Below are 25,057 nucleotides of genomic sequence, written 5' to 3'. Positions count from 1 at the left end.
GATCAGCATGGATGTACGACTTGGCCACACCAGAATTCTTGCATCAAACCCGCCGAATCGCGGGCGTTACCGCCCGCGATTCGGCAACAGCCTCTGCAACAGCTGGGTTTGCCCGCAGCGGGTGGGTTTGTCGCGAAGCGCTAGAGCATCGTCCCCGGGTTCAGGATGCCCTGCGGATCAAGGGTGTCCTTGATGCGTTGTGTCAGTTCGATGACGTCGGCTCCCAGCTGGTCCGGCAACCAGCCCTTTTTGAGCCTGCCGACCCCGTGCTCGCCGGTGATGGTGCCTCCCAGTGCAATCGCGAGATCCATGACCTCGCCGAATGCGAGGTTGGCACGAGCGGTCTCGTCGGCATCGTTCGGGTCGTGGACGATCAGGGGGTGGGTGTTGCCGTCGCCGGCATGCGCGATGACCGAAATCAGGACGTCCCGGTTGGCGGCGATCGCCTCGATGCCATCGATGAGGTCGGGGAGTTTGTGCAGCGGCACCCCGACGTCCTCGAGCAGCAACGGGCCGATCTTCTCGATGGCGGGGATCGCGTAACGACGGGCCGCGGTGAACGCCTCACCCTCGTCTGGGTCGTCGGTGGCGAACACCTCCGTGGCCCCACAGCGCGTGAAGGCCGCCTCGATGATCTCCACCTCGGCTGCGGCTGCGGCGCCCGGCGCATCGGACTGGGCCACGAGCAGTGCTCCGGCGGTGCGGTCGAGGCCCATCTTGAGCTGATCTTCGACGGCATTGATGGCGACCTTGTCCATGAACTCGAGCATCGCCGGACGGATCGTCGAGGTGATCTCCAGGACTGCCTTCGAGGCCGCATGGACCGACGCGAACGATCCGACCACGGTCGAGGCCGCCGCCTGTGGCGGCAACAGTCGCAGCGTCACCTCGGTGATGATGCCGAGCGTGCCCTCGCTGCCCACGAAGAGTTTCGTCAGGGACAGCCCGGCGGTGTCCTTGAGGCGCGCACCGCCGAGACGGACGGCGCGGCCGTCGGCGAGTACGACCTCCATGCCGAGAACGTAATCGCTGGTGACCCCATATTTGACGCAACACAGTCCGCCGGCGTTGGTGGCCGCATTGCCACCGATGGAACAGATCTCGAACGACGACGGGTCGGGTGGATACCAGAGGCCGTGCTCTTTCACGGCCGCCTTCACCTCGGCATTGAGCAGGCCCGGCTGGCAGATGGCAGACCGTGTGATCGGGTCGACGGTGATGTCACGCATCTTCTCGGTGGTGAGGACGATGCCGCCGTCGACAGCGGTGGCCCCGCCCGACAGGCCGGTGCCGGCCCCGCGCGGGATGATCGGGACATTGTTGGCTGCGCACCAGCGAACGGCTGCCTGAACGTCCGCGGTGCTGGTGGCTCGGACCACCGCCATGGCGGTACCCGCATCCGGATCGAACGCGCGGTCCTGGCGGTACGACGCGATGATGTCGGGATCGGTGATCACCACACCTACAGGCAGGGCTGTCACCAGGTCGTCGAGCGCAGTGATCGTCGTCATAGTTTCGAGCGTAGTGGCCCGGCGCCGTGGGGTGGCGGAACCGAGGGGGTCAGTGATTGGCGGGGCTGATGACCTTCGAGATCTCGGCTGCCCACTCGGCCGCCTGAGTTTTCGCCGCGACCTTCGACGACGCGTCGTGCCTGCCGTGCTCGCCGACCTGCGAGGCGCCCAGATCCACGAGCTTTTCGGCGATGATCTCGCCGCCGCGGTTGAAGGTGTCGTCGTACACGCTGTCGCCGAGTCCGAAGGTGGCGAACCGCACGCCGTCCAGCTCGGGCTTCTCATCGTCCAGACCTTCAGCGAACGGTTCTGCGCCGGTGGGCAATTCACCCTCGCCGTAGGTGGAGCACACCACGACGTAGAAGTCGTCGGACGAGAGGTCTTCGACCGCGAAATCGGTCATGTCGTACATGGACACGTCGTGGTGCTCGGAGAGCACGTCAGAGATCGCATCGGAAACCAATTCGGCGGTTCCGGTCTCGCTGCCGTACAGGATCACAACAGACATCTAATTCTCTCTCCACGTTGACCAGGGGCGACTAAGGGTAGCCTAATGGCTCGATCGATTCGACCAATGAGGCAGGTTCGCCCCGACCCGCGATTTTAGCGAACAGTCGGCGCATATCCCAGCCGTCGGCCGGGGCTCGGTAACCTTGGTCGATGACAGACGACTCGGTTGAGATTCCCGCCAATGCCACGGATGCGCAGGGTCGCAAGACCGGTCTGTGGCGCGAGTCCGACCCGCACGGTGGCGAGGCCACCGGTACCTACCGTCGCGATCGTCGGGAAGGTTTGTGGCGTCATTATTTTCGCGATGGGACACTGCGCTCCGAATCCAACTATCACGACGGTGAGCTCGACGGGACATGCGTGTGGTACCGGGCGGGCGGGGGGCTCTTGCAGAAGGGTTCGTTCGACAAAGGTCAGAAAAGCGGCCTCTGGGAGCGCTGGAGTCCCGATGGCAACCTGATCGATCGCGGTGATCGGATCGGCGGAAAGAAGACCGGACGGTGGCAGTACTTCAACGCCGACGGTTCGGTCGAGCGCACCACCGATCACCGGCCCATGCAGGGCTGAGGTGATGGTGGGTTTCGGCCTCGGTGGGGCGATGATTGCCGAGACGGGAAAAATCAGCTGACTTCAGTTGTCGCCGCTGGTTACGCTCACCACTATCAACCGCACGTGAAGGGGTACGACATGGCTGCAGACGACGAGACCAAACGTAAGTTCCGCGAGGCGCTCGAACGCAAGAAGCAGAAGGGGCAGCCGACGTCCGACCACAAGGACGCGACCTCGAAGGCGGCGGGCCAACACGGCCCCGAGAGCGGGCAACAGAACTTCCGCCGCAAGACCGGCTAGCAGCTGCTCGGCCGATATGGCCCTGAAAACCGGCAGATAGGTGAGCTCCGAGGGATATCTTCCCTCGGACGTCCGCTATGTGCCGGTTTTCAGGGCCATTCGACGTCTCAGGCCGGCCCAGGGGTCTTTATTACTAGGAAGTCCTAGTATATGGTGATGGGGACAACACGCTCGTAGATGACTTGTGAGGACCCCATGACCAGGCAAATCGACCATTTCGTGGACGGCGCACCGCTCGCCGGGACCAGCGGGCGCACCGCAGATGTGATGGATCCCAGCACCGGCAAGGTGCAGGCGACCGTTCCGCTGGCCAGTACAGCCGAGGTCGACGCCGCTGTCGCCAGCGCCGTCGAAGCGCAGAAGATCTGGGCTGCGTGGAACCCGCAGCGTCGCGCTCGCGTGATGATGAAGTTCGTCGCGCTCGTCGGCGAGCACATGGACGAACTCGCAGAGTTGCTGTCCAAGGAGCACGGTAAGACCGTCCCCGACGCCAAGGGCGACATCCAGCGCGGCGTCGAGGTCATCGAGTTCTCGATCGGTATCCCGCATCTGCTCAAGGGTGAGTTCACCGAAGGCGCCGGCACCGGCATCGATGTGCACTCGGTACGCCAGCCGCTCGGTGTGGTCGCGGGCATCACCCCCTTCAACTTCCCGGCCATGATCCCGCTGTGGAAGGCCGGCCCCGCGCTGGCGACCGGAAACGCGTTCATCCTCAAGCCGTCCGAGCGCGACCCGTCGGTGCCCGTGCGCCTGGCCGAACTGTTCCTCGAGGCCGGACTCCCCGCCGGTGTGTTCCAGGTCATCCACGGTGACAAGGAAGCCGTCGACGCGCTGCTCAACAACGACGACGTCCAGGCCTACGGTTTCGTCGGCAGCTCCGACATCGCGCAGTACATCTACTCCAGCGCGGCCGCCAACGGTAAGCGCGCACAGTGCTTCGGTGGCGCCAAGAACCACATGATCATCCTCCCGGACGCCGACCTCGACCAGGTCGCCGACGCCCTGATCGGTGCCGGATACGGCAGCGCCGGAGAGCGCTGCATGGCGATCTCGGTGGCCGTCCCGGTGGGCGAGGCGACCGCCAACCGCCTGCGCGAGAAACTGGTCGACAAGGTCAACGCGCTGCGCGTCGGCCACAGCCTCGACATCAAGGCCGACTACGGCCCCCTGGTCAGCAAGGCTGCTCTCGAGCGCGTCAAGGACTACATCCAGCAGGGTGTCGACGCCGGCGCCGAGCTCGTCATCGATGGCCGCGAGCGCGCCACCGACGACCTGACCTACGACGGTCAGAGCCTGGAAGAGGGCTACTTCATCGGGCCCACCCTCTTCGATCACGTCAAGAAGGATCAGACGATCTACACCGACGAGATCTTCGGACCGGTCGTCTGCATCGTCCGTGCCGCGGATTACGAAGAAGCGCTTGCGCTTCCGTCTGAGCACGAGTACGGCAACGGCGTCGCGATCTTCACCCAGGACGGCGACGCGGCCCGCGACTTCACCGCCCGCGTGCAGTGCGGCATGGTGGGCGTGAACGTGCCCATCCCCGTGCCGGTGGCCTACCACACCTTCGGTGGCTGGAAGCGCTCCGGATTCGGCGATCTGAATCAGCACGGACCGGCGGCGATCCAGTTCTACACCAAGGTCAAGACCATCACGACTCGGTGGCCCTCGGGTATCAAGGATGGCGCCGAGTTCGTCATCCCGACCATGGACTGAGACTCGTCGATGTCTTTCGAGATGACGGACGATGACAAGGTCATCGTCGACACCGCGGCGGCGTTCGCACGCAAGCGGATCGAGCCATACTCACTCGACTGGGATGAGCGAAAGCACTTCCCGGTCGAGGAGTTGCGGGAAGCGGCAGAACTCGGCATGGCCGGGATCTACACCAGCGAGGACGTCGGGGGCAGCGGTCTCCGCCGGATCGACGGTGTGCGCATCTTCGAGGAGCTGGCGAAGGCCGACCCGACCACCGCCGCGTTCCTGTCGATCCACAACATGTGCACGTGGATGGTCGACTCCTACGGGACCGAGGAACAGCGGACCACGTGGGCGTCGAAGATGGCCTCGATGGAGGCCGTCGCCAGCTACTGCCTGACCGAGCCTGCCGCGGGAAGCGATGCTGCGGCGTTGCGGACCAAGGCCGTTCGCGATGGTGACGATTACGTGCTCGACGGGGTGAAACAGTTCATCTCCGGCGGCGGGGTGTCCGACGTCTACGTGATGATGGCGCGCACCGGGGCCGAGGGCCCGCGCGGCATCTCCACGTTCATCGTGCCGTCCGACACCCCTGGGCTGTCCTTCGGTGCGAACGAGGCGAAGATGGGCTGGAACGCACAGCCCACGGCACAGGTCATCATGGAAGGTGCCCGGGTTCCGGCTGCCAATCTTCTCGGAGGGGAAGAGGGCAAGGGCTTCGGTATCGCCATGAACGGGCTCAACGGCGGCCGCATCAACATCGCGGCCTGCTCGCTCGGTGGTGCGCAGGCGGCCTACAACAAGGCCATCAGCTATGTGTCCGATCGGGAAGCGTTCGGCGGCAAGCTGATCGACGAACCGACCATCCGGTTCACGCTGGCCGACATGGCGACCTCGCTCGAGACGTCGCGGCTCATCCTGTGGAAGGCGGCCAGCGCGCTCGATGCCGGTCATCCGGACAAGGTCGAGCTCTGTGCGATGGCCAAGCGCTACGTCACCGACACCTGCTACGACATCGCGGATCAGGCGCTGCAATTGCACGGCGGTTACGGGTACCTGCGGGAGTACGGTCTGGAGAAAATCGTCCGAGACCTCCGCGTGAACCGAATACTGGAGGGCACCAACGAGATCATGCGGGTCGTCATCGGCCGCGCTGAGGCGGACAAGTCGAGTAAGGGGCAGTACATATGAGCACGATCGCGTTTCTGGGTCTGGGGAACATGGGCGGACCCATGGCCAAGAATCTCGTCAACGCAGGTCACACGGTGCACGGGTTCGACCTGTCGGCGGCGGCCATCGCGGCGGCGGAGGCGAACGGCGTCAACGTGGTCGCCGGCGGCATCGAGGCAGTGGCAGATGCCGACGTCGTGATCACGATGCTGCCCAGCGGTAAGGCCGTCCTGGACTGCTACGCGCAGATCCTGCCGGGCACCAAGACCGGTGCCCTGCTGATCGACAGCTCCACCATCTCGGTCGACGATGCCCGCACGATCAATCAGCAGGCTGCCGACCACGGCTTCGCACAGATCGACGCGCCGGTCTCGGGCGGTATCAAGGGCGCGGACGCCGGCACGCTGGCGTTCATGGTCGGCGGTACCGATGAGGCGTTCCTCGCAGCCCAGGGCGTGCTCGAGCCGATGGCGGGCAAGGTGATCCACTGCGGCGCAGCCGGCAGCGGACAGGCCGCGAAGGTCTGCAACAACATGGTGCTCGCAGTGCAACAGATCGCGATCGGTGAGGCCTTCGTCCTCGCCGAGAAGTTGGGCCTGGAAGCGCAGGCACTGTTCGACGTGATCACCGGGGCCACCGGCAACTGCTGGTCCGTGCACACGAACTGCCCCGTTCCGGGACCGGTTCCGACCTCACCGGCGAACAACGAGTTCAAGCCGGGCTTCGCGACAGCGTTGATGAACAAGGATCTGGGTCTGGCGATGGCAGCGGTGGAGTCCACCGGTTCCACCGCGCCGCTCGGTGAGCACGCGGCAACGCTCTATGCGGACTTCGCGCAGGAGAACGGCGCCAAGGACTTCAGCGCGATCATCGAGACGTTGCGCTGATCTGATCCCAGGTCGGCATCCCCGTGCGGGCGCCGACGTACGACACCGACATCGCAGCCGCCACATTCGCAACCGTGGCGGCTGCGTTCGTCGTATCTCCGGCAGCGAGTCGCGCGGCGAACACCCCGTTGAAGGTGTCGCCTGCGCCGGTGGTGTCGCGGACCGTCGCCGCCCTGGCCGGGATTCTCTCGACTCCGTGCCCCGGGATCCCGACGAGCAGGCCGTCGCCGCCCAACGTCACGACCACGGCAGAGCCGGTGGCCTCCGACAGTGCGGTCGCGGCTTCTTCGACGGTGTCGGAGTCTGCGCCGAGCATGCCTGCCAGCTCGAGACATTCTCCGGCGTTCGGGGTCAGGATCGGCCCGTACTGCACCGCGTCCGCGATCTCCGGTATCGGTGGCGCGGGATTGACGACACACCGCGCACCGGCCGCAGCAGCGGTCTCGACGGCAGCGAGCACGGCGGCTCCGGGGATCTCGGTACTGATCAGCACACAGTCGCCAGGTCTGAGGTCGGTGAGCGAATCCCGCACCTGCTCCGCTGTCAGCTCGGCGTTCGCACCCGCGCCCACCGCGATCTGGTTCTCGCCGGCCTGATCCACGACGATCAGCGCGACGCCGGTCGGGGCGTCGGTGCGCACGACCGCTCCCACGTCGACACCGTCGTCCCGCAAGTCGGTCAGTGCACCGTCGCCGGTGTCGTCTGCCCCGGCCGCACCGATCAACTCGACGCTCGCCCCCGCCCTGGCAGCAGCGACAGCGGCGTTCGCGCCCTTCCCGCCGCCGTGGCGGTCGACCCTGGGGCCGACCACGGTCTCGCCCGGACCGGGGAGACGTACGGTGGCGATGACGAAGTCGACGTTGATCGCGCCCACCACGATCACGCGGGTGTCAACAGGGTTGGTAGCCATAATTTGTTAACCGTACTTCTCACGAATTCTCGCGACCAATTGAGCCGTCCGGCCTACGGGAAGGGCTGTCGCTGGTAGACATCAAGAGTAAGCGCAACGCTTCGCGAGGAGAGAAAAATGGCATCACCGAACACCCAGAAGTTCTACATCGACGGCGAGTGGGTGGATCCTGTTTCTTCCGCCACCCTCGACGTCATCAACCCGGCCACCGAAGCGAGCATCGCCACCATCGCACTCGGCGACGAGAAGGACGTCGACCGTGCCGTCACCGCGGCCCGCAAAGCCTTCGACAGCTTCGCCGCGACCACCCGGGAAGAGCGCATCGCGCTCCTGGAACGGGTGATCGGGGTGTACCAGACCCGCCTCGGCGACCTGGCCGAAGCCGTCAGCTCCGAGATGGGTGCGCCCGTCGGCCTGGCATCGGCAGCGCAGGCACCCGCCGGACTCGGGCATTTCATGAACACTCTCGAGGCCTTGAAAAAGTTCGAGTTCTCCGAGACGATCGGCACGACCACCGTTGTTTACGAGCCCGTCGGGGTCTGTGCGTTCATCACCCCGTGGAACTGGCCGCTCAATCAGATCGCCGCCAAGGTGGCTCCGGCGTTGGCATCGGGTTGCACGATGGTCCTCAAGCCGTCGGAGATCGCCCCGCTGAACGCTCTGGTGTTCGCCGAGATCATGGACGAGGCCGGGGTACCCAAGGGCGTGTTCAACCTCGTCAACGGCGACGGCCCCACTGTCGGCGCGGCGTTGTCGACCCACCCCGAGGTCGACATGGTCTCGTTCACCGGTTCGACCCGCGCGGGTATCGAGGTCGCCAAGAACGCGGCCCCGACCGTCAAGCGCGTCGCTCAGGAACTCGGTGGCAAATCGGCGAACATCATCCTCGACGATGACGGGTTCGCCGACGCGGTGGCTCGCGACGTGGCGGCGATGGTGGTCAATTCAGGCCAGTCGTGCAACGCCGGTTCGCGTATCCTGGTGCCTGCGGCACGGATGAACGAAGCAGCCGAGATCGCCGAGAAGACGGCGGAGCAGATCGTTGTCGGTTCGCCGGAAGACTCCGGAACCCACGTGGGACCGGTTGTCTCGGAGGCGCAGTTCAACAAGATCCAGCGGCTGATCCAGACGGGGATCGACGAGGGCGCGGCCGTGGCCGCAGGTGGAGTCGGCCGTCCGGATGGCGTGGACGTCGGGTATTTCGTCAAGCCGACCGTGTTTGCCGACGTCACCAACGACATGACCATCGCCCGCGAGGAGATTTTCGGGCCGGTGATGGTTCTCATCGCGTACGACGACGAAGACGACGCCGTCCGCATCGCGAACGACACGAACTACGGTCTCTCCGGGTACGTGTCGTCGGCCGACCCAGCCAAGGCCCGCAAGGTGGCCCGGCGTCTGCGGACCGGCAACGTCCACATCAACGGTGCGCCGATCGCCTTCGACTCCCCGTTCGGCGGATACAAGCAGTCCGGTAACGGACGCGAGTTCGGCAAGTTCGGGCTCGATGAGTTCCTCGAGGCCAAGGCGATCTTCGGTGACAACGCCTGAGCCGAGGGTCTGATTTCTGACGACGCGAGGTCGGGTGGTCTTCGGACCACCCGACCTCGCGTCGTTTGTACATCAAGAGGATCATTACGGTTCACACGTCGACGATCGCGGCGTCGACACCCAAGGCAGCAGGGACGGCTAACACTGTGGCAACCACGAGTACGCGGGCCGGCAACGACAAGAAACTGATGTTGTTCTCGGGTCGAGGGCATCCTGAGCTCGCGAAGCAGGTGGCCGCCGAACTGAACGTCGAGGTGACCCCGCAGACGGCCCGGGATTTCGCGAACGGCGAGATCTTCGTCCGCTTCGAGGAGTCGGTCCGCGGTTCGGATGCCTTTGTGCTGCAGAGTTATCCGCAGCCGCTGAACACCTGGCTGATGGAACAGCTGATCATGATCGATGCGCTCAAACGCGGCTCGGCGAAACGGATCACCGCAGTGCTGCCGTTCTATCCCTACGCCCGCCAGGACAAGAAGCACCGGGGTCGCGAGCCGATCTCGGCCCGGCTGATCGCAGATCTGCTCAAGACCGCGGGTGCGGATCGGCTCATCACGGTCGACCTGCACACCGATCAGATCCAAGGTTTCTTCGACGGCCCCGTCGACCACATGCACGCCGATCGGACCCTGATCGAGTACATCGGCGCGAACTACGACGTGCAGCGCATCACGGTGGTCTCACCGGACTCCGGGCGGGTGCGATCTGCGGAGAAGTGGGCCGACTCGTTCGGTGGCAGGCCGCTGGCGTTCATCCACAAGACCCGGGATCCGCTGGTCCCGAATCAGGTGAAGGCCAATCGCGTTGTCGGCGATGTCGAAGGTCAGACCTGCATTCTCATCGACGACATGATCGACACCGGCGGCACCATCGCGGGAGCGGTGCGGGTGCTGAAGGAGGCGGGTGCGGGTGACGTGGTGATCGCCGCGACGCACGGCATCCTGTCCGACCCGGCGACCGAACGGCTGGCGAACTGCGGTGCCAAAGAGGTCGTGGTCACCAACACACTGCCGATCGACGACAGCAAACACTTCGAGACCCTGACCGAGCTGTCCATTGCGCCGTTGTTGGCGCGCACCATCCGGGAAGTCTTCGAGAACGGGTCGGTGACCTCGCTGTTCGACGGGCACGCCTAGCGGGTCGAGCATTTCATTTTCGACATGAACGGTCATCCAGTAAGGTAGAACGTGTTCTAGTTTTCCCGTTCTAAGGAGCCGCCATGGGCGAGGTACTCGACCGCATCGAAGAGCATGCCGAAGAAATTCGCGCGGCCGGCGTCGAAGGTGACGAACTGATGCGGCTACCGGACACCTCGGCGCAGCGGCTACGCGATGCCGGCGTCATCCGGCTCCTGCAACCGGTCGAGCACGGTGGGCTCGCTGCCCATCCTCGAGAGTTCGCCGAAACGGTGATGGGTGTCGCGGCTATGGACGGCGCCACCGGCTGGGTGTCGGGCATCGTGGGCGTGCACCCGTGGGAACTCGCCTTTGCCGACCCGAAACTGCAGGACGAGATCTGGGGCGACGACCCGGACACCTGGCTTGCCTCCCCGTACGCACCGATGGGCGTGGCCACGCCGGTGGACGGCGGCTACATCCTCAAGGGACGCTGGCAGTTCTCGTCGGGCACCGACCATTGCAAGTGGATCGTGCTCGGGGCGATCCTCGGCGACCAGCACGGTAAGCCGATCATGCCGCCCACCATCCTGCACGTCTTCCTGCCCCGGGCCGACTACACGATCGTCGACGATTCCTGGGACGTCGTCGGACTTCGCGGCACCGGATCCAAGGACGTGATCGTCGACGGCGCATTCATCCCCGACTACCGGACGCTCGACTCGGCCGACGTCATGGACGGCAGCGCGCCGCGCAACGCGGGCCGCACCGAATCGACGTACCTGATGCCGTTCAGTTGCATGTTCCCCCTCGGCATCACCTCGGCGGTGATCGGTATCGCCGAAGGGGCTCTGGCCTGTCACATTGCGGCACAGAAGGATCGGGTCGCCATCACCGGCCAGAAGATCAAAGAGGATCCGTACGTCCTGTACGCCATCGGCGAATCTGCGGCTGAGATCGCGGCGTCGCGGGCGGCGCTGCTCGAGACGGTCGACCGTTTCTACGACAAAACCGAAGCCGGCAAAGAGATCTCATTCGACGAGCGCGCGATCGGCCGACGCACCCAGACCGCGGCCGCTTGGCGCGCGGTACGTGCCGTCGATGAGATCTTCGCGCGCTCCGGTGGGGGAGCGCTGCATCGAAAGTTCCCGATGCAGAGGTTCTTTCGCGATGCGCACGCGGGTCTCGCGCACGCGATCCATGTCCCGGGTTCGATCTTCCACGCGTCGGCGCTCACCCAGCTCGGTGGTGAACCCGAAGGCATGATGCGGTCGATGATCTGAGCCCACCACATTCAGCCCCGTGGGGCGTCGCCGGGGGAAATCTTCCCTCGGTAGTCCGGCAGGGGGCCGAATGTGGTGACCATCTGCACGGTCAGATGTCGCCCGAGTGCTTGCGGACGGCGTTGATCGACTTCACCAGCGCATTCGACTGGGATTCGGTCATGCCGACGTCCCCGAAGACCTCATTGTTGAGCGCGATTGTCGCCTCGTCCACGGTGATGCGCCCGGTGTCGGTGATCTCCACCAGCGTTGTCCGCCCGTCGGTGGGGTGAGGAACCCTTCGGACCAGGCCGGCTTCCTCGAGCCTGCGGATCGCGTGGGTCACCGACGTGACGTGGACCTGCAGGCGATCGCTGGCCTTGGTGATGGGCAATGAACCGCGGCGGCTGAAGGCGAGCAGGCGCAACAACTCGAAGCGGGAGAAGCTCAACTCCCAGGGCTTGAGGACGGCCTCGACGCGGGCGAGCAATATCTGGTGCACCCGCATCACGGACGTCACCGCTTGCATGCCTCCGGCAACATCGCCCCAGCCGGCGTCTTCCCAGTTCTTCCGGGCTTCGGCGATCGGGTCGGCTCTGAAATCGCTGGGCATCTCCCTATTGAACATCAGGTGCCCGGCGTACTCCTCTTCTCCACGGTGACAGCGGTGCATCACTTTCGGATGGAACAGTGATCATTGACACATTAGATACCGGAGCCTAGCGTCAGAAGGACCAGGCTTTGAGGAGAGAACAGATGTCGGCACCAGCACGTGAAGCCATTGCCACCCGATTACTGGGTGGCTCGGTCAAACGGTCGTATTCGCCCGTCGTAGACCTCGATTGGGACGCGCCACTCGAGGAGGGCAAGTACTTCCTGCCACCGCGGGTGTGCAGCCTTTACGGCACCGATCTGTGGAACGGACTGTCCGAAGAGCAGCGCATCGAGGTGTCCCGGCAGGAGATGGCCAACATCCTGTCCATCGGGATCTGGTTCGAGAACCTGCTCAATCGTGCGCTGTTGCAACGGCTCATGACCGAGGATCCGGCGTCGGCCAGCAGCCACTACGCACTCACCGAGATGGGTGACGAGTGCAGGCACATGGTGATGTTCGGGCGGGCCATCGAACGCAGCGGCGCGCGGCCGTACGGCATGTCGCTGCCGGAACGAATCATCATGCTGCTGCTGCCCTTCGGGCTGCGTGGCACGTTGCTCTGGGTCGCGGCGCTGGTCGGGGAGGAGATCTTCGACGCCCTGCAGCGTGAGATGCTCGACGACCCCGAACTGCAGCCGTTGGTGTCGCGACTGATGCGAATCCATGTCACCGAGGAAGCCCGGCACATCGGATTCGCCAGGGACGGTGTCGTCCGCCGGCGTCCCATCCGTGGTCGCTGGGAGTCGATGATCGCTGCAAATGTCCACGGGCTGAGCGCTCTTCGCTTCAAGTACCTGTTCACCAATCCGGCCATGTACGCCCGCGCCGGCCTGGACAGGAATGAAGCCACCAAGGCCGCCCGCAGCAATCCGAATTTTCACCGGATGCAGGTGCTCGGGTTCTCGAGTCTGGGCAAGTTCCTCGACGACAACGGACTGATGAGCCGGTTCGCGCGCAGCCAGTGGCGGCGGGCAGGGTTCCTCGAATGAGCCCGCTACGCGTCGGTGTGGTGGGTGGCGGCCCGACCATCGAGGCGATTCGGACCCGATTGCGCGATTCGGTGCTGGACATCGAAGTCACGCAACAGGCCACGGTCGGATACTTCGACACTGCATCGGACTGCTGGGACGACGAAGCACGCAGCCACGTGTTGGTGACCTCGGCTCCGCCACCTGCCGACAACTATCTGGGACTGGCCGCCCACCGGCACCCCAATTTGTTCTACGCCGGCGCACCGACATCGTGGCCGCGCGCGGTCGCCGGGTATCTCGGCGCAGCCATCGAGGAGCTCGCCTTGGCCGGCGCAAGCCGGGTGCAGGTGCGTCATCCGATCGAACGGTCATGGCTCGGATATGTGCGCGCCACCGGCGGTACGCGCAAACTGGCGCGCAAGCTCAAACGATTCGACGCAGACGACTTCGACTACACCTGCGCGTCGACGCGAGACGAGGACGTCTACGACGGTCCGGTGGTGATCGCTCACGACGACGACGCGATCACCACACGGATGCGGGTCCAAGGCTACTTCGACCCGCTCGACGGACACTTCCACTGGGCCGGAATCGCATTCGGCGACCAGGTGCGCGATCTCAAAGACAGGCGCGTGGCCTCGGTCGAGGTGGCGGTCGGTGACGGAGACCCGGTGCCCGCGCGCCTGACAGACATCACGCCGTGGGGAAGCGTCCGCATCACCGGTGTGGGCCGGCCGCCCTACCCACTCGACGACATCGACATCCTCACGCCGAATCGGAGCTCCGTGAACTCTGGTCGAGCCCCGTCTCCGTAGACTGGCGTGGTGACCGAACCGGTCACAACGGTCCAGGAGGAATCATGGCCAAAGAGATCAACAGAGCCCGCACCCAGGCAATGAAGCAGACGGTCGCCGCGCACCCCGGAATGGTTGCGTTCGCGCTGGCCCCTGCCGTCGTCGTGTTCGGTGTGTTGTGGCTTGTCACCAACTTCTGGCTCGCGCTGCTCGTCGGGGTGGTCGTCGGTGGCGGTGCCGTCTGGGCACTGTTGCGCCGGTAGCGGTCACACGCGTCCATGGCTGAACCCTCAGCACGAGTCGACAGCTGGATCTGGTCTGTCCGGCTCCTCAAGACACGTTCTGCGGCAGCGTCCGCATGCCGCGGCGGTCACGTGAAGGTCAACGGCACACCTGCCAAACCCGCTCAGCACGTTGCCATCGGCGATGAGATCCGCCTTCGGGTCGGTGGTCGAGACCGCATCGTCGAAGTCGCCCGGGTGGTGGCCAAGAGAGTGGGGCCGGCAGTTGCTGCCGAGTGTCTGATCGACCGCAGCCCACCGCCCCCGCCCAAGGAGGTGGTGGCCGCCCTGCCGCTGCGCGATCGTGGCGCCGGCAGGCCGACCAAGCGGGAACGCCGAGACACAGATCGGCTCCGTGGGCGGTGAGACCTGCGGCTTCCGCAAGCACCCCTGATTGCGGCGTCCACCTTCTCTACACTGCAACGTGTGAACACCTCGGCGGGTAACAAGTGGCTCGGATCGCTGGCTGTTCTGGTCGCCGCCGTCCTGGCGCTGACGGGATGCTCCGACGACGATTCCGCCGATGCCGGACCTGCCGCGACCACAGAGGCAGCACCAGGAAAAGCGGGCGACGGCCCGTTCTTCGGGGAATGCGGCGGAGTCACCGTCGACGATGTCGCCCGGGCCAGCAAGATTCCCGGACTCACGAACACGGTCAACAACCCGTCGGTGTGCGAATGGGTGACGGCGCAGGAACAGCTCGGACCGCAGCTGTCGTTCAACTGGTACCGCGGTAGCCCCATCGGACGTGAGCGGGCCACCATCCAGCTCTCCCGCGACACCGTCGAAGACGTCACCATCGACGGCCACGCAGGCTTCATCGGCTCGAGCGAGGGAATCTGCGAGATCGGCATCGCGTTCGGCGCCGACTTCTTCGAGTGGTCGGTGTCCTACGGTCTCGCCGTCGAAGGGGTACCAACGCCGTCGGTCGCCGAGATCTGTGCCACCGCCAAGACTCTCGCCACACAGTCGATCGCGAACGCCACATGACGCGCCGCAGCGCCTTCGGCGTCGTGCTGGCGATGCTCGCCGTCCTGACCCTGTTGGCCGGGTGCACCCGGGCGGTCGACGGAGACGCCACCTCGATCGGTGGCGGCGACGGCTCGTCCGACGGCAATGTCGACACCGACCGCTATGACGGCCTCATGTACGAGTGCGAGATGCTGCAGCCCGCCGTGATCGCGAAGACCGTCGGCGGGACGATCGCGGAACCGGGTTTCTACGGTGCGATCTGCCGATGGGTGGTCAACGGGCCGGTCATCACCGACGTGACCTTCAACTGGTTCGAGTGGGGCGACATCGAGGTCGAGAAGAGCACAGCCAAAGAGCTCGGCTACACCACCGAGAACATCAAGGTCGCCAGCGTCACCGCGTTCACCCAGCGCAACCCCGCACGGCCCGCCTCGTGCGGCGTGACGGCGAGGTCGCCCGACCGCGGGGTCTACACGTGGTGGGTCGAGCCGCGGACCACGACACCGATCGGCGATCCCTGCGCAGCCCCGACCAAGCTGATGGAATTGTTGCTGGGCGGCGGGCAGTAGCTGGGCCTTCGGCTCGCGGTTGCTGTGAGGAGGATCGAGTTCGGGTCGCCGGCTGTGTTTTTTCGCTCCGCTTCGCTACGCGGGGGCAGGCGGCCGTCATCGCGTCGTCTTCCTTCCTCCTCGCATCGCTTCGCTCGCTCCTCGTCTGTCCAGACGACGCGGGCCGCCTGCCGGGCGGGGCGAGTTCGCCTTGCTCACCGCCGCACGAAAACGGCCCGGTGGGTGGGTAGCTCAGGCTGGGGGACGCTTTGTGATCGTGACCGTCGCCGCGACCTTCTCCTCGACGATCAGCCACATGCGTAGCTGGTCGCCGACTCGTTCCCGCTTGATGGTCACCGTCGACTCGGGCCCGATTGCCCTCAGGTACTCGATGACGGCGCGGTGCGGCCCCTCGACGAGGTCGGGATGGTCGAGCAACTCGTCCTCGACCGCTGCCCAGTAAGCGGCGTTGTTCAGATGTTTGAAGGGGTCGAAGTCTGTCGCGCGCAGGACATGGTTGCGATCGGAATCCGTCGACTCGGGCACGGGCGCGGTGTTCATCGACTTCCACTTGAGGCGATGCTCCTGCGCGCTCTGGCTGAGCATGTCGAACGCGTTGTCGCTCAGCCTGGTCGGCAGGCCTTTGTCGTTGACATTGATCCAGAACGCCTCGGTTTCGATCAGACCGTCTTCCCGCGGTTCCGGATTGAACCGGTTCGTCTGATGGGTCGAGGTGACCCGCACCCGCATGTTGGTCCACCGCGTCGACAAGGCGCCGCACCAGCGCTGCAGCGTCACATCGCCGGGCCAAGAGATCGGCCTGATCACATCGATCACGGTGCGACGGACGATCCAGTACGGATCGCTGGTGTGGAAGTCGGTCGCCTCGATGTTGTCGTTGGCGATGTCTTGGAGGTAGCGGCTCAGTCCGTCCAGACGCAGCCGCATCTCCTGATCGATGTCGCCGGTGCGCACGCGATAGGCGGCCTCGTAGAACCGGGCTTGCTCGAGGCGTTCGGGCAGATCAATCGGGGTCAGCGCGTCCGTGGTCGGCTTGTCAGACATCAGCAGATCCTCTCATTCGATGAGCCCGGGTCGAGACCGGACGCGGTCGTGACACTCGCTGGCAGCATAGGTGCCTTAGCGCAGAGTGAGGTCTGCCACTACCGTTATGGGACTGACGTCGAAAAGTGTCTCCCCGGTCGGGTGAGTGGGAGAGCTTTTGGCGTTCGTCTGGATCGGGGCCCAAGATGGACACTGATCTGGACAACTGACTGCCCCCGATGGCCCGGCCCTTGGCCATTGGGGAAAAATCGAGTAAAAATTGGAACACGTTCCATTCCAGGGACGACGACGATATCCGAGGTAGAGGCCGTATGGCGCACGTGATCACGCAGCCTTGCTGCAACGATGCCAGTTGCATCAGTGTCTGCCCGGTGAACTGTATTCATCCGACGCCGGATGAGCCGGAGTTCGCCAGCGCGGAAATGTTGTACATCGATCCCGATACCTGCATCGATTGTGGTGCCTGTATCGACGAGTGTCCGGTGGAGGCCATCTTCCCCGACGATTCGCTCGATGAGGGTCAGGAGCGGTATCTGCAGATCAACGCCGATTACTACACCGACCACGATGTGTCGGGCGGGTTGGTCCCGCCGCGCAAGAAGCCTCCGCTGCCTGCGGGCAAAGAACTGCATGTGGCGATCGTCGGTGCCGGCCCCGCGGCGTTCTACGCCGCTGAGGAGCTGGTGAAGCATTCGGCGATCCGCGTCGACATGTTCGATCGGCTGCCCACGCCGTACGGGCTGGTCCGCGCCGGTGTGGCACCGGATCATCCCTCGACCAAGGGTGTGGAGAAGACGTTCGCGGCGACCGCTGCCAAGCGGACGTTCGAGTACTTCCTCAACGTCGAGGTGGGCAAGCACATCAACCACGACGAGTTGCTCGATCACTACGGTGCTGTCATTTACGCCCACGGCGCCTCGACCGACAAGCACCTGGGGATCGAGGGGGAAGATCTGCCCGGTTCCATCGCTGCGACCGATTTCGTGGCCTGGTACAACGGCCACCCCGACTTCGCCGACCGCGACTTCGACCTCAGCGCCGAGCGGGCAGTGGTGGTGGGCAACGGCAACGTCGCCCTGGATGTGGCGCGGATCCTGCTCGACGATCCCGATCATCTGGGTAAGACCGACATCGCCGACCATGCGCTCGAGAAGCTGCGCACGTCGAACGTTCAGGAAGTGGTGTTGCTGGGCCGGCGTGGGATCGCGCAGGCGGCGTACACGAACTCCGAGTTCCTGGCGATGGGTGACATGGAGGGTGTCGATGTGATCGTCGATCCTGATGAGTTGGTGCTCGACGCCGCGAACCAGGCGGCTGCCGATGCGGGGACGCTCGATTCGACGATCGCCACGAAGGTCCGGATCGCGAAGGATTTCGCGCAGCGCACCCCGACCGACGGGAACAAGCGGGTGGTGTTCCGTTATCTGGTCTCGCCGCTGTCGATCAAGGGCAGTGATCAGGGGGTGGAAACGATTCGGTGTGCGCGCAATGAGTTCGTCGACGCGCCCGATGAGTCGCCGGACAATCCCGGCGACAGCCCGCGGCCGACGTCGGGGCGGGTGGCAATCCGCCCGACCGGCGAGGAGTTCGACCTGCCGGCCGGGATCGTGATGCGGGCGATCGGGTACACCGGTCTGCCGCTCGATGGTGTGCCGTTCGATGGTGGGCAAGGTGTGGTCCCCAACGCCGGTGGCCGGGTGCTCGATGCGCCGGGCGGTGAGCGGGTCGAGGGTGTGTACGTGACCGGGTGGATCAAGCGCGGCGCGACGGGCGGTATCGGCATGAACCGGTTGTGCGGTCAGGAGACGGCGATGGCCGTGATCGCAGACTTCACAGAGGGCAGAGTTCCCGAACCGGCCAAGTCCCGCGAGCAGATCCCGGATCTGATCGCCGAACGCGGCGCCGGGCGGATCGCGGGCGACGGCTGGAAGAAGATCGATCTGGCCGAACGCACTGCGGGCAAGGAAGCCGGGCGTCGACGCGTCAAGTTCGTCAGTATCGAAGCGATGGAAGCCGCCGCGCGGGCCTGACCGCCGACCCGCGACGGCGGGTAGTCGTGAGGGAGTTCGGCCGAACAGCGAGGACATCGCTGGGCGGATAAGGTTACGGCCACCCAAGGCCCGTACGAAAGGTCACAATGCGCATAGCACTGCTGTCGTACCGAAGTAAGCCTCACTGCGGTGGACAGGGCGTTTATGTTCGTCACCTGTCGCGGGAGCTGGCTCTGCTCGGTCATCAGGTCGAGGTCTTCTCCGGTCAGCCGTACCCCGATCTCGACGAGACGGCCATCGCCGCCGGTGTCACGCTCACCAAGGTCCCGAGCCTCGACCTCTACAACGACGAGAACCCTTTCCGGACACCGTGGCCGTGGGAGATCAAGAGCTGGATCGATGCTCTAGAGGTGCTGACGATGTGGACGGCCGGCTTCCCCGAGCCGCTCACTTTCAGTCTTCGGGCGGCAAAGCTTCTCAAGAAGCGCACTGCTGACTTCGACGTGGTGCACGACAATCAGTGCCTCGGCTACGGGTTGTTGCAGATCGAACGCGATGGACTGCCGGTGGTCGCCACGATCCACCACCCGATCACCCGCGACCGCGAACTCGCGGTGAAGGCTGCGAAAGGCCTGCACAAGATCACCGCCCGCCGCTGGCACAGTTTCCTTCGCATGCAGGGCAAGGTCGCCCGGAAGATCCCGCGGTTGCTCACCGTCTCGAAGAGCAGCGAAGTGGACATCCGCAAGGCCTTCGGTATCCCGGAAGGCCGCCTGACCACCATCCCACTGGGCGTCAACACCGAACAGTTCCGGCCATCGATCGATCGGGTCGCGGGCAGGATCGTCTGCGTCGCCAGCGCTGATGCACCGCTCAAAGGCGTCTCGTACCTGCTCGAAGCGGTGGCCAAGCTGCGTGCCGAGCGTCAGGTGGAGCTGGTGCTGGTGTCGAAGCTGGTGTCAGGTGGGCCGTCGGATACCCGTATCGACGAACTGTCGATCAGGGATTCGGTTCGTGTCGTCTCGGGGCTCGACGACGACGAACTGGCGGCGCTGCTCGCATCGGCGGAGGTTGCGTGTGTGCCGTCGCTGTACGAGGGGTTCTCGTTGCCTGCCGTCGAGGCGATGAGTTGCGGTACGCCCCTCGTCGCGACCAGGGCCGGCGCTATCCCCGAGGTGGTCGGTGAAGCAGAAGAGGCGGCCATCCTGGTGCCGCCGAGGGACTCCGGCGCACTCGCCGCGGCACTCGGACGTCTGCTGGACGATGCGACGTTGCGTGCCCGGCTGGGCGCCGGCGGTCGCGAGAGGGTCGAGGAGCGGTACAGCTGGGCAGCCGTCGCAGCGAAGACCGCGCAGAACTACCAAGCGGCGATCGATGAGTTCGCCGGCACCACCAAATTCGTACAGTCAGAAGATCTCGCCCGAGGAGGCAGCGTTGCTAACCGTTGATTTTGACCGGCTCGGCGTCAGTGCAGGAAGCAAGGTCATCGACATCGGAGCAGGCCAGGGCAGGCACTCGTTCGAGATGTTCCGTCGTGGCGCCGACGTGATCGCTTTCGATCAGTCCGAGAGCGACATGGCCGAGGTGGCCGAGATGTTCGACGCCATGATCGCCGAAGGTGAGGTGCCGGCGTCGGCGAAGGCTCGCGCGGAGGTCGGCGACGCACTTCGGTTGCCCTACGGCGACGGAGAGTTCGATGTCGTGCTCATGTCGGAAATCCTCGAACACATCCCCGACGACACCGATGCGATCGCCGAGATGGCACGCATCCTGGCGCCGGGCGGACTGGCCGCGGTCACCGTGCCGCGCTACTGGCCCGAGAAGGTGTGCTGGACCTTCTCCGACGAATATCACGCGAACGAGGGCGGGCACGTACGCATCTACAAGGCGTCCGAGCTGGCCGACAAACTCCGGGGCGCGGGACTCGAGGTCACCGGTACCGGTCATGCCCATGCGCTGCATTCGCCGTACTGGTGGCTCAAATGTGCTGTGGGCGTGGAAAAGAACGACAACCCGCTGGTGAAGGCGTATCACAAACTGCTGGTCTGGGACATGATGAGCGCGCCCAAACTGACGCGCGTCGGCGAGCAGGTGCTCAACCCGGTCATCGGCAAGAGCGTGATCCTCTACCTGCACAAGCCGGCATAGGCAATGGCGGCCATCCCCGAACTCGATGACCTGATCACCGCCGACGAGACGCTGGCCACCGGCCGCGCGATCGCAGCCATGCAGGAACCCTCCGGGGCCATGCCGTGGTTCCCCGGCGGGCAGACCGACCCGTGGGATCACATCGAGTCCGCGATGGCGCTGAGCGCGACCGGTCTGATCGCGGAGGCCGAGGCCGCCTACGAGTGGTCTCGGCGCGAACAGCGCGATGACGGGTCGTGGCCGATCCGCATGGTGGTCGGCGACGTCACCGACCCCAACACCGACAGCAACTTCTGCGCATACATCGCGGTCGGGGTGTGGCATCACTACCTGATCACCTCCGACGTGCGGTTCCTGGAGAGGATGTGGCCGACGGTCTGTGCGGCCATCGATCTGGTCGTGGCCATGCAAGCTCCCGGTGGACAGATCTATTGGGGGGCAACATATCCGATGCCGGACCAGTCGTCCGGCTCGTTCCCGGGGATTTATCACTCGGCGCTGGTCACGGGCAACTCGAGTATCCACCAGGCGCTGGGATGCGCGGTCGCGATCGCGGCGGAGCTGGATCAGCCGTGTGAACAGTGGCGGCACTCGTTGGCACTGCTCGGCGACGCCTTGCGAAACCGGCCGCAACTGTTCGAGCCGAAGTCCGAGTACTCGATGGACTGGTACTACCCGGTACTCGGCGGTGCGATCCGTGGCAGGGCAGGGCAAGAGCTCATCGCCCAGCGCTGGGATGACTTCGTCGTGACCGACCTCGGTATCCGGTGTGTCGATCATCGGCCCTGGGTGACCGGGGCGGAGACGTGCGAGCTGGTGTTGGCGCTCGATGCGCTCGGCGACACCGCGGATGCCCTCGAGTTGCTCGGCGACATGCAGCATCTGCGTGATCCCGATGGCTCGTACTGGACCGGATTGGTCTTCGCCGACGGTAAGCGCTGGCCCGTCGAGAAGAGCTGCTGGACATCGGCAGCGGTGGTGCTCGCGGTCGACGCGTTGAGCCGGACGACCCCGGGCAACGGCATCTTCCGCGACGCCGATCCGCAGGCTGAGCTGTTCACGGGCAGAGAAATCCGCGCAATTTAGAACGTGTTACTGTTCTTCGACCTAGACTGGTGTCCAGTCACCGGTCCGTATCGGACCGGATCGAAGAGCAGGAGACACGATGGACTACGGAATCGTCCAATTCACCAGTGATCGCGGACTGGCGCCGGCGATCCTGGCCCCCCTGATCGAGCAGGCCGGATTCGACGCGTACTACGTGCCCGAACACGGTCACATCCCTACTCGGCGAGACGCCGCTCATCCGCAAACAGGGGATTCCTCGCTGCCCGACGACCGCTATATGCGGACCCTCGACCCATGGGTCTCGCTGAGCATGGCCGCGGCGGTCACCACCCGGATCCGGCTGGCCACCGCGGTTGCGCTGCCCGTGCAGTCCGACCCGATCACACTGGCCAAAGCCATTGCCACCCTCGATCACCTGTCGGGCGGCAGGGTGACCCTCGGGGTCGGCTTCGGCTGGAACCTCGACGAATTGGGTGACCACCACGTGCCGCCGAAACGCCGGCGCACGATGCTGCGGGAGTACCTCGAGGCGATGACTGCGCTGTGGTCGCAGGAAGAAGCGGAATACTCGGGAGAGTTCGTCAACTTCGGTCCGAGCTGGGCATGGCCGAAGACCGTGCAGCAGCCTGGTCCACCGGTGCTCGTCGGTGCGGCGGGCAACGAGAAGAACTTCAAGTGGATCGCGCGCAGTGCAGCGGGCTGGATCACCACGCCGGGTGAGCAGGACATCGAGGGCTCGGTAGGGCTTCTCAAGCAGATCTGGGCCGACGCGGGACGCGAAGGCCATCCCCAGATCGTGGTGCTCGACTTCAAACCCGTCCAGGAGAAGCTGGACCAGTGGCGCGAACTCGGGGTCACCACGGTGCTGTACGGCGTGCCAGACGACAGTGAGGAACGAGCCGGCGCCTACCTCACGAAACTCTCGGGCAAATTGGGTCTGAGCCCGGCCACGGTCTGACAGTGGACCTCTCACCCCTCCCTGAGCTGGGTTGTTACGGGCTGGCGGGACATTCGAACAGCCCTCGAGACCTGGTGGACGAGGCCAGGCTGGCCGAGCAGTTGGGCATCGGTTCGATCTTCTTGTCAGAGCGGTTCAACACCAAGGACGCCGGTGTACTCGCCGGTGCTGTCGGCGCGGTGACCGAACAGATCGGGATCGCCTCGGCGGCAACCAATCACAACACCCGCCATCCCTTGGTCACCGCGACTCTGGCCACCACGATGCATCGACTGACGGGCGGACGGTACTCGCTCGGCCTCGGCCGTGGCTTCGACATGCTCTTCGATGTGATGGGCCTGCCTCGCGTCACCTCTGCGCAGATCGAGGATGCCGTCGGTATCTACCGCACCCTGTGGTCCGGTGGGAGCGTGGCCGGGCACGACGGCCCGGCAGGCAAGTACCCGTTCCTGATGCAGGACCCGTCGTTCGACGAAGACATCCCGATCATGATGGTCGCAATCGGGGAGAAGACACTGAGGCTTGCCGGTCGGATCGCCGATGGTGTTGTCTTGCATACGTTCTTCAGTGACGAGACCCTCGATCGTGCGGTCCGGACGATCAGGACCGCAGCGCAAGAAGCCGGCCGCGACCCGGAATCGGTTCGGATCTGGTCGGTGCTGGCGACGATCGAGGACTCGATTTCCGAAGAACTGAGACTGCGAAAGCTGGTCGGTCGGATGGCCACGTATCTGCAGGGGTACGGCCAGGTGCTGGTCGAGGTGAACGGCTGGGATACCGCCGACCTCGCACGGTTCCGAAACGACGAGTTCGTGCAGAACTTCCCCGGCGCGTTCGACGCGATCGGCACCGTCGACGACCTCACGCGGGTGGCCGACTTGCTACCTGCCCACTGGCTTGCCGCGTCGGCGACCGGATCTGCGGCGCGCTGCGCGGAACGCGTTGCCGACCAGTTCAGCTGCGGCGCTGACGGAGTCATCCTGCATGGTGCGACCCCCACCGAACTCGCGCCGGTCCTCGACGCCTGGCGCACCGTGCGGCCGCGGGGTCGCTTCGATCAGCTGGCCGCCAATCCAGGAAGGTTCACGTCGTGACCGCACCTATCGTGACGTCCGCCGATCAACTGACCGCCGAGTGGCTTTCGGACACCCTCGGCAAGGATGTCGAGTCCGTGCGGGCCGAGGCGGTCGGCACCGGGCAGATCGGAACCTGCTTCCGCCTGGAGCTGACCGGTGTCGGCGAGCCGACCACCATGCTTGCGAAACTGCCTGCGATCGATCCCGCGACGCGCGAGATGCTCGCCGGGGTGTATCGGTCGGAGGTCCGGTTCTACGGCGAGATCGCTGCCACGGTCGCGATCCGGGTCCCGAGATGTTACTACGCCGACATCTCCTCCAGCGGTGCGGATTTCACGTTGCTGCTACAGGACATGAGCCCTGCGCAACAGGGTGATCAGCTCGCGGGGTGCACGGTTGCGCAGGCCCGGGATGCGGTGGAAAATCTGGCCGGTCTGCACGGACCCCGCTGGTGCGACCCTGCTCTGCTCGACGTCGACGGACTGGCGGTGAACGGACCCGACGACGCCAAACTTCTCGCCGAGATGTACGGCCCCGCGACGGAGATCTTCATCGACGGTCTCGGTGAACTGGTCGCCGCCGAGGACCGCGAGACACTCTGGGAATGCGTGGGTGTGGCCGAGAAATGGGCGCTCGCACATCCGGAACGATTCGGTCTGGTCCATGGCGACTACCGGCTCGACAATCTGCTGTTCCCGCCGGATGGCGGCCCAGGGGTGACCGCCATCGACTGGCAGACGTTGAGCCTGGCCCTGCCGGCGCGCGACCTCGCGTACTTCCTCGGCACCAGCCTCTCGCCGGAAGAACGTCGCGCGCACGAACGGGATCTGGTGGCGCACTACCACCGGGCTCTGCAATCTCACGGTGCACTCGACTATGGCCTCGAGAACTGCTGGGAAGACTACTGTTTCGCAATGATCCAGGGGCCGTTGGTGGCGGTGTTCGGATGCGCCTACGGCACGCGCACCGAACGCGGAGACAGGATGTTCGCCGCCATGGTCGCCCGCTCGTGTGCAGCCATCCGCGACCTCGGGACCATCGATCTGGCGGGTTCTGCCACCGCCGTCTGA

At 65.1% G+C, this 25,057-nt stretch carries 26 protein-coding genes; 21 read left to right on the top strand and 5 right to left on the bottom strand.

Annotated elements, in window-relative coordinates; translation table 11 throughout:
• Positions 1–140 precede the first annotated feature (140 nt).
• Together DFR67_RS27580 and DFR67_RS27575 are read right to left on the bottom strand one after the other, a co-directional pair.
• A complete protein-coding gene (locus tag DFR67_RS27580) occupies positions 141–1,511 on the bottom strand; it encodes an FAD-binding oxidoreductase (RefSeq protein WP_110472652.1) in 1,371 nt (456 codons plus the stop codon).
• Between the two features lie 49 nt (positions 1,512–1,560).
• Positions 1,561–2,019, bottom strand: a complete 459-nt coding sequence (locus DFR67_RS27575) for a flavodoxin domain-containing protein (protein WP_110472651.1) — start codon at positions 2,017–2,019, stop codon at positions 1,561–1,563.
• 152 nt (positions 2,020–2,171) lie between these two features.
• Here DFR67_RS27575 and DFR67_RS27570 point away from each other — a divergent pair, with 152 nt between their 5' ends.
• The 5 genes from DFR67_RS27570 to mmsB all read left to right on the top strand — a co-directional run bounded on the left by DFR67_RS27570 (position 2,172) and on the right by mmsB (position 6,625).
• Positions 2,172–2,588, top strand: coding sequence for a toxin-antitoxin system YwqK family antitoxin (locus DFR67_RS27570; protein ID WP_110472650.1), 417 nt, complete (start codon positions 2,172–2,174; stop codon positions 2,586–2,588).
• Between the two features lie 120 nt (positions 2,589–2,708).
• Positions 2,709–2,870 carry a DUF5302 domain-containing protein gene (locus DFR67_RS30670; RefSeq protein WP_094647548.1) on the top strand — a complete coding sequence of 54 codons (162 nt, stop codon included), beginning with the start codon at positions 2,709–2,711 and terminating at the stop codon, positions 2,868–2,870.
• A 195-nt stretch (positions 2,871–3,065) separates the two neighbouring features.
• Complete coding sequence (locus tag DFR67_RS27565) at positions 3,066–4,586, top strand: CoA-acylating methylmalonate-semialdehyde dehydrogenase (protein WP_110472649.1); 1,521 nt, start codon at positions 3,066–3,068, stop codon at positions 4,584–4,586.
• A gap of 9 nt (positions 4,587–4,595) precedes the next feature.
• A complete protein-coding gene (locus DFR67_RS27560; protein ID WP_110472648.1) occupies positions 4,596–5,759 on the top strand; it encodes an acyl-CoA dehydrogenase family protein in 1,164 nt (387 codons plus the stop codon).
• Positions 5,756–6,625 carry a 3-hydroxyisobutyrate dehydrogenase gene (gene mmsB, locus DFR67_RS27555; protein ID WP_110472647.1) on the top strand — a complete coding sequence of 290 codons (870 nt, stop codon included), beginning with the start codon at positions 5,756–5,758 and terminating at the stop codon, positions 6,623–6,625. Before DFR67_RS27560 ends, mmsB begins: the two co-directional genes overlap by 4 nt.
• Here mmsB and DFR67_RS27550 read toward each other — a convergent pair.
• Positions 6,606–7,535, bottom strand: a complete 930-nt coding sequence (locus DFR67_RS27550; RefSeq protein ID WP_110472646.1) for a PfkB family carbohydrate kinase — start codon at positions 7,533–7,535, stop codon at positions 6,606–6,608. The two genes, mmsB and DFR67_RS27550, sit on opposite strands and share 20 nt — an antisense overlap.
• Positions 7,536–7,652: 117 nt before the next feature.
• On the opposite strand from DFR67_RS27550, the gene DFR67_RS27545 reads away from it, so the two are divergent.
• From DFR67_RS27545 to DFR67_RS27535, 3 genes are all read left to right on the top strand, one after another.
• Positions 7,653–9,086, top strand: a complete 1,434-nt coding sequence (locus tag DFR67_RS27545) for an aldehyde dehydrogenase family protein (RefSeq protein WP_110472645.1) — start codon at positions 7,653–7,655, stop codon at positions 9,084–9,086.
• Positions 9,087–9,232: 146 nt separating this feature from the next.
• Complete coding sequence (locus DFR67_RS27540; protein WP_281268383.1) at positions 9,233–10,219, top strand: ribose-phosphate diphosphokinase; 987 nt, start codon at positions 9,233–9,235, stop codon at positions 10,217–10,219.
• An 83-nt stretch (positions 10,220–10,302) separates the two neighbouring features.
• On the top strand, positions 10,303–11,481 hold the full coding sequence (locus DFR67_RS27535) for an acyl-CoA dehydrogenase family protein (RefSeq protein ID WP_110472644.1): 1,179 nt from the start codon (positions 10,303–10,305) through the stop codon (positions 11,479–11,481).
• Between the two features lie 91 nt (positions 11,482–11,572).
• Here DFR67_RS27535 and DFR67_RS27530 read toward each other — a convergent pair whose 3' ends face one another.
• A complete protein-coding gene (locus DFR67_RS27530) occupies positions 11,573–12,073 on the bottom strand; it encodes a MarR family winged helix-turn-helix transcriptional regulator (protein WP_425451352.1) in 501 nt (166 codons plus the stop codon).
• A gap of 143 nt (positions 12,074–12,216) precedes the next feature.
• On the opposite strand from DFR67_RS27530, the gene DFR67_RS27525 reads away from it, so the two are divergent.
• From DFR67_RS27525 to DFR67_RS27500, 6 genes are read left to right on the top strand one after another with little or no spacing between them, the layout of a single operon-like run.
• Positions 12,217–13,104, top strand: coding sequence for an AurF N-oxygenase family protein (locus DFR67_RS27525; RefSeq protein WP_110472643.1), 888 nt, complete (start codon positions 12,217–12,219; stop codon positions 13,102–13,104).
• Entirely contained in the window at positions 13,101–13,901 is an 801-nt protein-coding gene (locus tag DFR67_RS27520) for a DUF4873 domain-containing protein (protein WP_110472642.1), read from the top strand. Before DFR67_RS27525 ends, DFR67_RS27520 begins: the two co-directional genes overlap by 4 nt.
• Positions 13,902–13,945: 44 nt before the next feature.
• On the top strand, positions 13,946–14,143 hold the full coding sequence (locus DFR67_RS27515) for a hypothetical protein (protein ID WP_110472641.1): 198 nt from the start codon (positions 13,946–13,948) through the stop codon (positions 14,141–14,143).
• A gap of 15 nt (positions 14,144–14,158) precedes the next feature.
• Positions 14,159–14,527, top strand: a complete 369-nt coding sequence (locus DFR67_RS27510) for an RNA-binding S4 domain-containing protein (RefSeq protein ID WP_110472640.1) — start codon at positions 14,159–14,161, stop codon at positions 14,525–14,527.
• Between the two features lie 60 nt (positions 14,528–14,587).
• Positions 14,588–15,151, top strand: a complete 564-nt coding sequence (locus tag DFR67_RS27505) for a DUF3558 domain-containing protein (protein WP_245938203.1) — start codon at positions 14,588–14,590, stop codon at positions 15,149–15,151.
• On the top strand, positions 15,148–15,702 hold the full coding sequence (locus DFR67_RS27500; protein ID WP_110472639.1) for a DUF3558 domain-containing protein: 555 nt from the start codon (positions 15,148–15,150) through the stop codon (positions 15,700–15,702). The genes DFR67_RS27505 and DFR67_RS27500 overlap by 4 nt, the downstream gene beginning before the upstream one ends.
• Before the next feature lie 231 nt (positions 15,703–15,933).
• Here the strand turns inward: DFR67_RS27500 and DFR67_RS27495 are convergent, their stop codons facing one another.
• The gene (locus tag DFR67_RS27495) at positions 15,934–16,746 is read right to left on the bottom strand and encodes an acyl-[acyl-carrier-protein] thioesterase (RefSeq protein ID WP_110472638.1); all 813 of its coding nucleotides are present in this window, start codon (positions 16,744–16,746) and stop codon (positions 15,934–15,936) included.
• A gap of 311 nt (positions 16,747–17,057) precedes the next feature.
• Here DFR67_RS27495 and DFR67_RS27490 point away from each other — a divergent pair, with 311 nt between their 5' ends.
• The 7 genes from DFR67_RS27490 (at position 17,058) to DFR67_RS27460 (ending at position 25,057) form a co-directional block, all read left to right on the top strand.
• Positions 17,058–18,776 (top strand): FAD-dependent oxidoreductase, encoded by a 1,719-nt coding sequence (locus DFR67_RS27490; protein ID WP_110472637.1) that lies wholly within the window; start codon positions 17,058–17,060, stop codon positions 18,774–18,776.
• 107 nt (positions 18,777–18,883) lie between these two features.
• A complete protein-coding gene (locus tag DFR67_RS27485) occupies positions 18,884–20,185 on the top strand; it encodes a glycosyltransferase family 4 protein (protein ID WP_110472636.1) in 1,302 nt (433 codons plus the stop codon).
• Positions 20,172–20,885 carry a class I SAM-dependent methyltransferase gene (locus DFR67_RS27480; protein ID WP_110472635.1) on the top strand — a complete coding sequence of 238 codons (714 nt, stop codon included), beginning with the start codon at positions 20,172–20,174 and terminating at the stop codon, positions 20,883–20,885. Before DFR67_RS27485 ends, DFR67_RS27480 begins: the two co-directional genes overlap by 14 nt.
• 3 nt (positions 20,886–20,888) lie before the next feature.
• Positions 20,889–21,971, top strand: a complete 1,083-nt coding sequence (locus tag DFR67_RS27475; protein ID WP_110472634.1) for a prenyltransferase — start codon at positions 20,889–20,891, stop codon at positions 21,969–21,971.
• A 79-nt stretch (positions 21,972–22,050) separates the two neighbouring features.
• On the top strand, positions 22,051–22,911 hold the full coding sequence (locus DFR67_RS27470; protein ID WP_110472633.1) for an LLM class F420-dependent oxidoreductase: 861 nt from the start codon (positions 22,051–22,053) through the stop codon (positions 22,909–22,911).
• Positions 22,908–24,005 (top strand): TIGR03857 family LLM class F420-dependent oxidoreductase, encoded by a 1,098-nt coding sequence (locus DFR67_RS27465; RefSeq protein WP_110472632.1) that lies wholly within the window; start codon positions 22,908–22,910, stop codon positions 24,003–24,005. Before DFR67_RS27470 ends, DFR67_RS27465 begins: the two co-directional genes overlap by 4 nt.
• Positions 24,002–25,057 (top strand): phosphotransferase family protein, encoded by a 1,056-nt coding sequence (locus tag DFR67_RS27460; RefSeq protein ID WP_211325177.1) that lies wholly within the window; start codon positions 24,002–24,004, stop codon positions 25,055–25,057. Before DFR67_RS27465 ends, DFR67_RS27460 begins: the two co-directional genes overlap by 4 nt.

This window comes from Williamsia limnetica (genome assembly GCF_003217475.1).
Classification (GTDB): domain Bacteria; phylum Actinomycetota; class Actinomycetes; order Mycobacteriales; family Mycobacteriaceae; genus Williamsia; species Williamsia limnetica.
This window is presented reverse-complemented; position numbering and strand designations above follow the sequence as displayed.

Bases quoted from the DNA above. Each gene is read 5' to 3' on its own strand.
- DFR67_RS27470 (WP_110472633.1), top strand. From the start codon at position 22,051: ATGGACTACGGAATCGTCCAATTCACCAGTGATCGCGGACTGGCGCCG.
- DFR67_RS27550 (WP_110472646.1), bottom strand. From the start codon at position 7,535: ATGGCTACCAACCCTGTTGACACCCGCGTGATCGTGGTGGGCGCGATC.
- DFR67_RS27485 (WP_110472636.1), top strand. From the start codon at position 18,884: ATGCGCATAGCACTGCTGTCGTACCGAAGTAAGCCTCACTGCGGTGGA.
- DFR67_RS27570 (WP_110472650.1), top strand. From the start codon at position 2,172: ATGACAGACGACTCGGTTGAGATTCCCGCCAATGCCACGGATGCGCAG.
- DFR67_RS27500 (WP_110472639.1), top strand. From the start codon at position 15,148: ATGACGCGCCGCAGCGCCTTCGGCGTCGTGCTGGCGATGCTCGCCGTC.
- DFR67_RS30670 (WP_094647548.1), top strand. From the start codon at position 2,709: ATGGCTGCAGACGACGAGACCAAACGTAAGTTCCGCGAGGCGCTCGAA.
- DFR67_RS27495 (WP_110472638.1), bottom strand. From the start codon at position 16,746: ATGTCTGACAAGCCGACCACGGACGCGCTGACCCCGATTGATCTGCCC.
- DFR67_RS27525 (WP_110472643.1), top strand. From the start codon at position 12,217: ATGTCGGCACCAGCACGTGAAGCCATTGCCACCCGATTACTGGGTGGC.
- DFR67_RS27475 (WP_110472634.1), top strand. From the start codon at position 20,889: ATGGCGGCCATCCCCGAACTCGATGACCTGATCACCGCCGACGAGACG.
- DFR67_RS27535 (WP_110472644.1), top strand. From the start codon at position 10,303: ATGGGCGAGGTACTCGACCGCATCGAAGAGCATGCCGAAGAAATTCGC.
- DFR67_RS27545 (WP_110472645.1), top strand. From the start codon at position 7,653: ATGGCATCACCGAACACCCAGAAGTTCTACATCGACGGCGAGTGGGTG.
- DFR67_RS27530 (WP_425451352.1), bottom strand. From the start codon at position 12,073: ATGCCCAGCGATTTCAGAGCCGACCCGATCGCCGAAGCCCGGAAGAAC.
- DFR67_RS27515 (WP_110472641.1), top strand. From the start codon at position 13,946: ATGGCCAAAGAGATCAACAGAGCCCGCACCCAGGCAATGAAGCAGACG.
- DFR67_RS27560 (WP_110472648.1), top strand. From the start codon at position 4,596: ATGTCTTTCGAGATGACGGACGATGACAAGGTCATCGTCGACACCGCG.
- DFR67_RS27490 (WP_110472637.1), top strand. From the start codon at position 17,058: ATGGCGCACGTGATCACGCAGCCTTGCTGCAACGATGCCAGTTGCATC.
- mmsB (WP_110472647.1), top strand. From the start codon at position 5,756: ATGAGCACGATCGCGTTTCTGGGTCTGGGGAACATGGGCGGACCCATG.
- DFR67_RS27520 (WP_110472642.1), top strand. From the start codon at position 13,101: ATGAGCCCGCTACGCGTCGGTGTGGTGGGTGGCGGCCCGACCATCGAG.
- DFR67_RS27575 (WP_110472651.1), bottom strand. From the start codon at position 2,019: ATGTCTGTTGTGATCCTGTACGGCAGCGAGACCGGAACCGCCGAATTG.
- DFR67_RS27510 (WP_110472640.1), top strand. From the start codon at position 14,159: ATGGCTGAACCCTCAGCACGAGTCGACAGCTGGATCTGGTCTGTCCGG.
- DFR67_RS27580 (WP_110472652.1), bottom strand. From the start codon at position 1,511: ATGACGACGATCACTGCGCTCGACGACCTGGTGACAGCCCTGCCTGTA.
- DFR67_RS27565 (WP_110472649.1), top strand. From the start codon at position 3,066: ATGACCAGGCAAATCGACCATTTCGTGGACGGCGCACCGCTCGCCGGG.